Origin of the sequence: Streptomyces sp. E11-3, assembly GCF_046540415.1 — a bacterium.
Lineage (GTDB): Bacteria > Actinomycetota > Actinomycetes > Streptomycetales > Streptomycetaceae > Streptomyces.
The window spans coordinates 56,650-67,338 of record NZ_JAZGRL010000004.1; the positions used below are offsets into that span (position 1 = coordinate 56,650).

General features: G+C 72.4%; 6 protein-coding genes and 1 pseudogene. 4 read left to right on the forward strand and 3 right to left on the reverse strand.

Annotated features, from left to right (window positions below; all coding sequences use genetic code 11):
• Positions 1–12: 12 nt before the first annotated feature.
• Positions 13–2,118, reverse strand: coding sequence for an asparagine synthase-related protein (locus U9R90_RS33885; protein WP_411061110.1), 2,106 nt, complete (start codon positions 2,116–2,118; stop codon positions 13–15).
• A 554-nt stretch (positions 2,119–2,672) separates the two neighbouring features.
• Here U9R90_RS33885 and U9R90_RS33890 point away from each other — a divergent pair.
• The 3 genes from U9R90_RS33890 (at position 2,673) to U9R90_RS33900 (ending at position 6,384) form a co-directional block, all read left to right on the forward strand.
• Positions 2,673–4,115, forward strand: coding sequence for an MFS transporter (locus U9R90_RS33890; RefSeq protein WP_411061111.1), 1,443 nt, complete (start codon positions 2,673–2,675; stop codon positions 4,113–4,115).
• 71 nt (positions 4,116–4,186) lie between these two features.
• Positions 4,187–5,389, forward strand: coding sequence for an L-2-hydroxyglutarate oxidase (gene lhgO, locus U9R90_RS33895; protein ID WP_411061113.1), 1,203 nt, complete (start codon positions 4,187–4,189; stop codon positions 5,387–5,389).
• A gap of 260 nt (positions 5,390–5,649) precedes the next feature.
• Positions 5,650–6,384 carry an alpha/beta fold hydrolase gene (locus U9R90_RS33900; RefSeq protein WP_411061115.1) on the forward strand — a complete coding sequence of 245 codons (735 nt, stop codon included), beginning with the start codon at positions 5,650–5,652 and terminating at the stop codon, positions 6,382–6,384.
• 193 nt (positions 6,385–6,577) lie between these two features.
• On the opposite strand, the pseudogene U9R90_RS33905 reads toward U9R90_RS33900, so the two are convergent.
• A pseudogene (locus U9R90_RS33905) lies at positions 6,578–7,777 on the reverse strand (sigma-70 family RNA polymerase sigma factor); the annotation flags it as partial.
• 238 nt (positions 7,778–8,015) lie between these two features.
• Positions 8,016–8,852 (reverse strand): TetR/AcrR family transcriptional regulator, encoded by an 837-nt coding sequence (locus U9R90_RS33910; protein ID WP_411061117.1) that lies wholly within the window; start codon positions 8,850–8,852, stop codon positions 8,016–8,018.
• Positions 8,853–9,195: 343 nt separating this feature from the next.
• Here U9R90_RS33910 and U9R90_RS33915 point away from each other — a divergent pair, with 343 nt between their 5' ends.
• Positions 9,196–10,593, forward strand: a complete 1,398-nt coding sequence (locus U9R90_RS33915) for an NAD(P)/FAD-dependent oxidoreductase (RefSeq protein WP_411061118.1) — start codon at positions 9,196–9,198, stop codon at positions 10,591–10,593.
• Positions 10,594–10,689 lie beyond the last annotated feature (96 nt).

The window sequence follows — 10,689 nt, forward strand, 5'->3', positions numbered from 1 at the left end:
GCCGCAGCCGCGTCACGCCCGCCCCGCGCTCCCCAGCGCCCCCCGCTGAGGTGATATGCCCGCGGGCACTGCCCGGGTACGGGCAGGCGTGCCCGTCCAGCACGTCCCGCGGCGAGACAGCAGCCGCCGCAGCCAGAGCTCCGTGGAGACCAGCTCCGCCAGCCCGTCCACCGGCAGGGTCTCGCCCTCGGCCGCCGCACGCAGCGCCTTCTGCACGACCCGCCCCTCGACCAGCCCCGCCTGCGCCAGCAGCGGCGCACCGAAGAGGTCCACCAGGTCGTCGACCGCGACCCGCAGCCCCGTGGTGACCGCCGCCGCGGACGAGGCATGCGAGGTGGCGCCCCAGCCGGGCGGCAGCTCGGTGACCCCGGCGCCCTCCAGGACCGTACGGAGGATGTCCGCGCGGGCCCCCGGCTGGACCCGCAGCGCCTCGGGCAGCGCCCGGCAGGCCCGTACCACCTGGTTGTCCAGGAAGGGCGCGTGCAGCCGCTGCGAGCGGACCTCGGCGGCCTGTTCCAGGACGCGCAGATCCGCGGCGTGCCGAGCCAGCGCGGCACGCGCGCGTAGCTCACCGGGATGCTGCCCGGGCCCGGGCCCCGGACGCGTCGCCGCCTGCTCCAGGCGAACCGATACTTCGGCGAGCGCCTCTCCGGTGAGCCAGCGCGCCGCCGGACCGGGTCTGGCCCAGGTGAGTGCCGCGAGCGAGGCCCCCACCGCCCCTGGCGGCTCGTCGAAGCGCCCGTCCCGCAGGCGTACGGCGGCGTCCCCGAGCCCGGAGCGGTAGGACGTACGGGCCAGCCGGCGCGCGGCCGCGTAGACCTTCGCCGGGACCAGGACCGAGCCCTCGGCCTTCGCCAGTGCCGCGACCGGCCGCACCAGATGGCGGCGGCGCCGGTCCATCAGCAGATCGGCCAGGCGGGCCGGATGGGCGTCCAGGACCTGCCGGGCGCCGCTGCCGGTGAAGTGGTCGGCGCTGCCCGCGGCGAGCCGCGCGCGGTGCCGCCCGGCCAGGACCAGCGAGGGGCCCGGCTCGTCCGTCAGTGGTCCTTCCAGGTCGGCGTACGGGAGGGCCTCCTCGCCGCCCGTGACGACGACGTGGTGCAGCCGCGGATTGGCCGCGATGGCCCCGGCGCGCTCCAGTTCGGCCTCGCGGCCGCTGGTCGCCAGGTCGTTGAAGGTGACGGCGAGCAGCCGCTCGCCCGCGCCCGTGCCATGGCCGAGCACCGTGCCCGGCAGTCCCGGCAGGCCCGCGGCGAGCAGCGCGAGCGTCCCGGATGCGGGTCCTCCGGAGAGGTCGGCGCCGATGCCGGGCACCGGCATCCGGGGGGCCCGGCGCTCGGCGGGGCCCATGCCCGGCACCGGGCCGGGGTCGATGTCCGGGACGTGGCGGGGGGCGGAGAGGCGGGCGCGTACGGCCTCCACGAGCGCGTCGCGTACGCCGTCCACGGCGCGCATGGCATCCATCTGGGGCGCGGCGACGGCAAGCGATGCGACCGGCTCGTACCCCGCGATCTCCCGTGCGCCGTCGCGCAGGATCAGCGCGTGCCCCGGCGGAATGCGCCGCACGCCCACATAGGGCGTCGAGTCGTGCAGCGCCTCGGGCACGTCGGGGCAGGCGAGCAGCGCCGCGAGGTGGCTGATGTCGAGATGGGCCTCGATGAGGTCGGCGAGCGGGAGCGCGGCGGTCGCGTAGGCCGTACCGCCCGCCCAGGGGGTGTAGAAGACGGGCCGCGCGCCCGCCAGGTCCCCGGCGATGGTGACCCGCCGCCCCACCTGGACGACGGCCGTGTAGCTCCCGGACCAGGTGGTCAGATGCCGTAGCGCCCCGCCGCGCGCGGCCAGCAGACCGAGCCTGAGCTGCTCGTCGCTGGCGCCGCAGGTGCCCAGTACCGCCATCCTGGTCCGCGGGTCGGCCTGGATGACGCGCACCTCGTCGGAGCGCCAGTCGCCGACCGCCCAGAGCGGGTCCGGGTCGCCCCAGAGCAGCTGGGAGCCCACAGGGTGCAGCGCCCCCCGGTCGGTTCCGTCGCCGCTGTCACCGAAGTCGCCGCTGTCACCGAAACCGAGGGTTCCAGGCGCTTTCGCGGTGGTACAACTCCACCCCACCAACCACCGCATCGCCGCCTCCACAGGCTGTGGACAAAACAGAGCACCGAAGTAGTTCGGGACCATGCTGCCACGAAGGAGGCGCGCGGGAGCGACTACGGGCACGCAAGTGCGCAGCACAATGCGCCCCCGAGGCGAAAGAGTTGGCACGCCCGGCGACCCTTCCCGGGTCACACGGGGGCCAGTTGGGGACCGATGGTTTTCGGCCATTTAGGCCGCTGGACGGTTGCTTGCGCAGCCCGGGAGGCGGGGTTCACCTCCCGGGCTGGTCCGCCGCCCGCGGGGATGTAGGCGGCGGCGTCCCCCAGCCCACTGGATCCAGTACGCAGCGGGCCGACCCACGCGTTGCCATGGAAGCGCTCGCTAGGTGGCCGGAGAAGAGCGCACGGACGGGCGCACGGCCACACGCCCGGAGCACAGCCCGGATCGGTGGCACTCCTGTACAGACAACAATCTCGCCATCCGGAACCTGCCCCTTAACGCTTGGGATTCGGCGAACTACGCTGGGTTTACGAATGCCGCGTGGTTATGCCCCCGCGGCAGCCGTCTGTGTCGAGGGGTGGCGCATGTCCAGGGAGCAACGCGGGCCGAACGACAAACTCGGCGCCGTTCTCGCCCTCGCGGGAATCAGCAATGCGGGACTCGCCCGACGGGTCAACGACCTCGGCGCACAGCGCGGGTTGACTCTTCGCTACGACAAGACCTCGGTGGCCCGCTGGGTCTCCAAGGGCATGGTGCCGCAGGGTGCGGCCCCTCACCTCATCGCCGCCGCGATCGGCCAGAAGCTGGGCAGACCGGTGCCGTTGCACGAGATAGGGCTCGCGGACGCCGACCCCGCGCCCGAGGTGGGACTGGCCTTCCCGCGCGACGTGGGGGCCGCGGTCCGGTCGGCGACCGACCTCTACCGGCTCGACCTCGCCGGGCGGCGCGGCGGCGGAGGGATCTGGCAGTCGCTGGCCGGTTCCTTCGCGGTCAGCGCATATGCAACACCCGCCTCAAGGTGGCTGATTACACCCGCTGACAGCTCGGTCGAGCGGACGGTCGACAGCGCCGGCGGCGCCGACGGAGGCCCCGCGACCGGTGACCCACCGCTCAAAGTCGGCCACAGCGACGTGCAGAAACTGCGCGAGGCCGCACAGGACGCCCGCCGCTGGGACTCCAAGTACGGCGGCGGCGACTGGCGTTCCTCGATGGTCCCGGAGTGCCTGCGGGTCGAGGCCGCACCGCTGCTGCTCGGCTCGTACTCGGACGAGGTCGGACGGGCACTCTTCGGCGCGACCTCCGAACTCACCCGGCTCGCCGGGTGGATGGCGTTCGACACCGGCCAGCAGGAGGCGGCACAGCGCTACTACATCCAGGCCCTGCGCCTGGCCAGGGCGGCGGCCGACGTGCCTCTGGGCGGCTATGTCCTCGCCACCATGTCCTTACAGGCCACCTACCGCGGCTTCGGCGACGAGGGAGTCGACCTCGCCCAGGCCGCACTCGAACGCAACCGTGGTCTTGCCACGGCCCGCACCATGAGCTTCTTCCGCCTCGTCGAGGCACGCGCGCACGCGCGCGCCGGTGACGCGGCCGCCGCGGGTGCCGCACTCAAGGCGGCCGAGGGCTGGCTGGAGCGGGCCAGGGACGGCGACGCCGACCCACCCTGGCTCGGCTTCTACTCCTACGACCGCTTCGCCGCGGACGCGGCCGAGTGCTACCGCGACCTGAAGGCGCCACGCCAGGTCCGCCGCTTCACCGAACAGGCCCTGTCCCGCCCCACCGAGGAGTTCGTCCGCTCACACGGACTGCGCCTGGTGGTGTCGGCGGTGGCCGAACTGGAGTCGGGAAACCTGGACGCGGCATGCGCCCAGGGCCTGCGGGCGGTCGAGGTGGCGGGCCGCATCTCGTCTGCGCGCACGACGGAGTACGTACGAGATCTCCTGCACCGCCTGGAAGCGCACGGCGACGAGCCCCGGGTCGTCGAGCTGCGCGAACGCGCCCGCCCACTTCTCGTAGCCCCCGCGTAGCGGTTGTGCCTCCCAGGTTTGAGGGCATTGTCAGTGGCGCAGTGCACTATCGACCTGGGAGGTGATCCGTGATGAGCGAGAGCGCGTATGACGCCGATGTGCTGGTGGTCGGGGGCGGGATCGTCGGGCTGTCGACGGCGTATGCGCTGTCCCGTGCCGCGCCGGGGACACGGGTGACGGTGCTGGAGAAGGAGACGGGCCCGGCCCGGCACCAGACGGGCCGCAACAGCGGGGTGATCCACAGCGGTGTGTACTACCGCCCGGGATCCCTGAAGGCCGACTTCGCGGTGCGCGGCGCGGCCGAGATGGTCAAGTTCTGCGCGGAATACGACATCGCGCACGCGGTCACCGGCAAGCTGATCGTCGCCACCGACCGCGCCGAGCTGCCCCGCCTGCACGCCCTGGTGCAGCGCGGCCGGGAGAACGGCATTCCGGTCCGCGAGCTGGGCCCGGCCCAGATCGCGGAGTACGAGCCGCAGGTGCGCGGCCTCGCGGGCATCCACGTCGGCACGACGGGAGTGTGCGACTTCGCCGCGGTGGCCGCACAGCTGGCCCAGGCCTCGGGCGCGGACATCCGCTACGGCGCCGAGGTCACCCACATCGACCGCCGCGCCGACCGCGGCGTCGCGGTCCGCACCACCGACGGCAGGGTGCTCCGCGCCCGCGTCCTGGTCAACTGCGCGGGCCTCTACTGCGACCGGGTCGCCCGCCTCGCCGGGGACGACCCCGGCATGCGCATCGTCCCCTTCCGAGGCGAGTACTACGAGCTCACCCGCCCCGAACTGGTACGCGGCCTGGTCTACCCGGTCCCCGATCCCGCCTTCCCCTTCCTCGGCGTGCACCTCACCCGCGGCATCGACGGCAGCGTCCACCTCGGCCCGAACGCGGTACCGGCACTCGCCCGCGAGGGGTACGCCTGGTCGGCGCTGCGACCGTCCGAACTGGCCGCGACACTGGCCTGGCCGGGCTCCTGGCGGATAGCCCGGCGCCACTGGCGGTACGGCGCGGGGGAGCTACGACGCTCCCTGTCGAAGGAGGCCTTCACCGCGGCGGTTCGACGTCTGCTGCCCGCGGTGACCGCGGATGACCTGCGGCCGACGGCGGCGGGGGTCCGCGCCCAGGCAGTACTCCGCGACGGCACCCTCGCGGACGACTTCCTCTTCCACGAGTCCCCGCGCCTGGTGCACGTCCTGAACGCCCCGTCCCCCGCGGCGACGGCGTCCCTCCCGATCGGGCGGGAGGTGGCGCGCAGGGCGCTGGCGGCGCTGGACTGAAACGGGACTCTCCCCTGCGCCACCCGTAGAACGGCTGGCACGGCTGGCGCGGCAGGCGACCGCCATTTGGCCGCTCGACGCGCCGACGCGCAGGCGACACCGCGCGCCGCGTTCGACGCGCTCAGGTAGCAGGACCAGCACCATCTCGCAGAGGCGCGAAGGCCGTGTCGAGCCGAGGAGGTCGCTATGCCGTCGATTGCCTGAACGGGACGGACATCTAGACGGACATCTACTACGAACTTCGGGGCAGTGGCCCATCGGTGCTGTTCATCTCCGGTGCGACCGGCGATGCCGGACACTTCGACCGAGTCGCGGACTTGCTCGCCGATGAATTCACCGTGGTCACCTACGACCGACGGGGCAACTCGCGCAGCCCTCGCCCCAGCGGGTGGGAGAAAACGTCCGTAGCTGAGCAGGCCGACGACGCCGCAGCACTTCTCACCGCGCTCGCGCTCGCTCCCGCCGCCGTGTTCGGCAACAGCTACGGGGCGACCTTCGCCCTCGACCTGCTCATCCGCCACCCCGGCGTCGTCCGCCGCGCCGTCCTGCACGACATCGCGCTCTTCTCAGTCTTGGAGAACCCAGGAGAGGTTCAGGCCCTCGGGAGATCGGTCGTCGAAGCGGGGATGGCCGCCGGGGGGTCTCAGGAAGCCGTAGGGCACCTCATCCGATTTGTCGCGGGCGACGACAACTGGGATCGCCTGGACCCAGACCTGCGCCACAGGATGGCCTCAAACGGGGAGACCCTTTTCGGCGTCGAGATGGGGACGTTCGAGCCCTACCGCCCTGACGACGCGACGCTCGCCCGCATCACCACCCCTACCCAGGTCCTGGTCAGCCAGGAATCACCGGACTTCTTCCACCAAATCGCCACTTGGCTCGCCGCCCAACTCGGGGTCGAGGTAGCGCACACCCCGGGCACACACACGCCGCAGTGGGATCACCCCGAGGAACTCGTCCGCACCATCAGGCCATTCCTGCGCGCATCCTCCTAGGGCTCTTCAGGCACGATCCGCCGGACAGGCCCTACCTGCCGGTCGCGGAGCCCGGACCGGCGCGAGAAGCCTCGCCGAGATCCCCGCACGCGCCCTCGCAGCGCCCCCGCCGCAACCACCTGCAACCCCGCGATGCCCAGCAAAAGCACCCCCGCGGGCAGCCCACTCGCCACCCCCACCAGCGCCGCNCCCCGGCCGCGACCACCACACCCGCCGCGATACCGGCCTTCGCCGGGGCCCCGAGCCCCTCGGATGCCGCGGCACCCCCGCCCGCACCGCCGCCACCCGCGGCGGCCGCCGCACCCGCGCCGGCGGCGCCCGCGACGCCACCGCCCACGATCCCGGCCACCTTCGCCGAGTACGCGGTCGCACCGAACCAACCGATGACCGCGACCGGTACGACTCCGGGGATGCCGCTGGCGAGTTCCTTGATCTGGCCCGCCGCGAGGCGGCACTTGGCGCAGTCCTCCAGGTGCTTGCGCAGCCCGCGCTCGGCCCGCGTACGCAGTCGTCCGCGCGCGTAGGCGCCGAGCCGGTCCGCGTAGCGCGCGCACTCGTCGTCGGAGGCGAGCGAGCCGCTCACATGCGCCTGCAGATAGGCCTGCTTGAGCCCCTCGCGGGCCCGGCTGGCCAGCTGTGCGGTGGCGTTGGGCGAGGCGTGTCCGAAGAGCGGGGCGACCTCGCTGAGCGGGTCGTCCTCGACCTCGGTGTGCCACAGGACGGCCTGCCACTCCTCGGAGAGGCTGCGGAAGGCCTGCATGACCATCGAGCGCTCGGCCTCATGCATGGCCATGACATCCGCGCCCAGGTCGAGGCCCGCTCCGAGTGAGCCGCCGGACAACGTGTCGTCGGACGCCTCGGACGAGTGGGCGGCCTGCGAGGCGAACACCGCGAAGTCCTCGACCAGCTGCTCCCGTTTGGCGGACTGGGTCCAGCTCGCCGCGACCCGCCGCACCGTGGTCAGCAGATAGGCGCGCACCGCGTGCTCGGGCCCAGAGCCGCGGCGTACCGCCTGCAGCATGCGCGCGAAGACCTCGGATGCGAGGTCGTCCGCGGTGTACGCGTCCCGGCAGCAGGTCCGCGCATAGCGGCGCACCGCCTCCGCGTGCCGCCGGTACAGCTCCTCGTACGCGGAGTCGTCGCCGCCCCGCATCCGGGCGATCAGGTCGGCATCGGACACGGGTGCTTCGGTGCTGGTGAGCAGTTCGTCGGCGAGCGACGCGCCGCTGGTGTCCCGCTGTGGCGGTACGGTCGGCTCCGCGCCTCCGGGGCCCGACGAGGGCACCGAGGATCCGGACGGGCCCCCCTGGCTCGGTACCTGCCGAGGGGGCAGCCCACCGGACTCCGTGCCGCCGCCACCGGAGAGCGGCTCGTCCTGCCCGTCAACGCCCATAGCGCGAAGCCCCCGCAACACTCAGACCCAACACGCGGGAAAGAGTGTCATACGCGGCCACCGCGCAGGACCCCATGGACCGGCAACCACTCGTCCGGGGTGAGTTCCGGAAACGCGGCACGACCGTTCACCCGTTAGGGGCATGCTCAAGCGGTCAGACTCAACAGGCAAGTCAGACCCAACAGGCAAGCCAGGCTCAACAGGTCAGGCGCGCGGAGGCGCCCACCCGCATCCGCCCTTACACCGGCCGAGACCGCAGCCCCTCCAGGAGAATGTCCAGAAGGCGTGTTGAAGCGGCCGCCTGCTGTGCGGGGTCCGGCAGCGAAGGGGCCGCCGTGGCGATCACCAGCAGTACGTCCGACACCGTCACATCCGTACGCAGCTCACCCGCCTCCCGCGCCCGGTCCACCAGCCGGCCGACCACGTCGAGCAGCGCCGCCGCCCCCGCGTCGTCCGGAGCCGAAGCCATCGTCGCCGAAGGCCCGTTTTCGACAGCCATCGCTGCCGACGGCCCGTTCCCGACCTCGGGAGCCGACCGCTGCTCGACCAGCCGCAGCTCCGGCTGCGCCCCGGGGCTCCGCTGCTGCGGCACCCGCGCCTCGTCGGCCGCGTCGGTTCCGTTCGGCTCACCCGCGCCCGCGGGGTCGTCGGCGACACCCACCCGCAGCACCTGCGGCGGCAGCAGCCGCCCGGCTCCCGAGTCCACCGAGGTCCGCAGGAAGCGCGCCAGCGCCGACCACGGCTCGTCCTCCTGGCCGAGGGCGGCCCGCGCCTGCTCGGTCAGCCGAGAGGTCTCCTCCTCGGCGATCCGCCGCACCAGTACGTCCTTGCTCGGGAACCGCCGGTAGACCGTGCCGACCCCGACCCGCGCCCGCCGCGCCACGTCCTCCATCGGCGCGCCGTACCCCAGCTCGCCGAAGACCTCGCGCGCGGCCCGCAGGACATGCTCCAGATTGCGCTGTGCGTCCACGCGCAGCGGCGTCGTACGCGCCGCGCTCTCCCCCGGCCCGCTTCCCTGCCCGTCAGCCGATGCGACGGCCGACGTGGAAGCCCAATGAGAATCCTGAATGTGCATAAGTTCCCCCGGTAATGACGTCTCCCCCCGGAGACCTTCCCCGCCTTGAAAGCCGGAGCGCAAGGACCTTCGGACACACAAGTCCCACACCCCGACCACACACGAACATAGTTGAGCTTGAGTCAATTCAGAAGAGGCCAGTTCCGCACGGAGCGCCCCTCGATCGGAGTACGCACCGTTTCCGCCCCGATTGCCCCCCTGCCCCGAGGCCCCAAACTCCGCCCTGACCTGCGAATCTACCCGGCAGTCCCAGGCACGCCGCCCGCCGGCCGCCGCGATTCTTCTGGTCATACAAAGCGCCGGGGCTGTGGACAAACGCGCGGCTCGGGTGCGTCATGGACAGGTGAAGGCCGCATCCTCCCCAGGGAGCACCCCGGGAACCCCCAGTGTCCGCGTTCTCGTCGTCGGCGGTGGCTACGTCGGGCTCTACACCGCGTTGCGCCTCCAGAAGAGGCTCAAACCCGAGCTCAAACGCGGCGAGACGGAGATCGTCGTGGTCACCCCCGAGCCGTACATGACGTATCAGCCGTTCCTGCCCGAGGCCGCGGCCGGCAACATCTCGCCGCGCCATGTCGTGGTGCCGCTGCGCCGCGTCCTGGACCGCTGCAAGATCGTCATCGGTGAGGTCAAGAAGATCGACCACGCCAAGCACACCGCGACCCTCACCACGCTCGCCACCGAGGAGGAGGGCACCGGCCCCGTCGAGCTGCCGTACGACGAACTCGTCCTGGCTCCCGGCTCCATCTCGCGCACCCTCCCGATCCCGGGCCTGGCCGACCACGGCGTCGGATTCAAGACCGTCGAGGAGTCCATCGGCCTGCGCAACCACGTCCTGGAGCAGATGGACATCGCCTCGTCGACCCGCGACCCGGCCGTTCGCGACGCCGCCCTCACCTTCGTCTTCGTCGGCGGCGGCTACGCGGGCGTGGAGGCACTCGCCGAACTGGAGGACATGGCGCGCTACGCCACGCGCTACTACCACAACCTCCGCGCCGAGGACATGAAATGGATCCTCGTCGAGGCGTCCGACCGCATCCTCCCCGAGGTCGGCCCGGAGATGGGCCAGTACACCATCCGCGAGCTGCGCGGCCGCAACATCGACGTACGCCTGCAGACCCGCCTCGACTCCTGCGAGGGCCGCGTCGCCGTCCTCAGCGACGGCTCCCGCTTCCCCACCCGTACGCTCGTGTGGACCGCAGGCGTCAAACCGCACCCCGTCCTGGCCGCCACCGACCTGCCCCTGGACGAGCGCGGCCGCCTCAAGTGCACCCCCAAGCTCACCATCGAGGGCACCACGCGCGCGTGGGCGGCCGGTGACGCCGCCGCCGTCCCCGACACCACGGCCGACGAGGACGGCAAGGAGTGCGCGCCCAACGCCCAGCACGCGGTACGCCAGGCCAAGACCCTCGGCGACAACATCGCCGCCTCGCTGCGCGGAGAGCCCCTGAAGGAGTACGGCCACTCCTACGCGGGCTCGGTGGCCTCGCTCGGCCTGCACAAAGGCGTCGCACACGTCTACGGGCGCAAGCTGAAGGGCTACCCTGCGTGGTTCATGCACCGCGTGTACCACCTCAGCAGGGTGCCCACGTTCAACCGGAAGGCCCGGGTACTGGCCGAATGGACCCTGTCCGGCCTCTTCAAGCGAGAGATCGTCTCCCTCGGCTCACTCGAACACCCCCGAGCCGAGTTCGAACTCGCGGCCGGAGGCGAACGCCCCAAGGACCCGAAGGGGTCGTCCTGACCGACCCCGGGAACTCCGCGCTCAGCACCGGCGTCTGACGGATGTCAGTCCGGTCGGCCAGACTGGTCCACGACGGCGGTGGACCCACCCCACAAC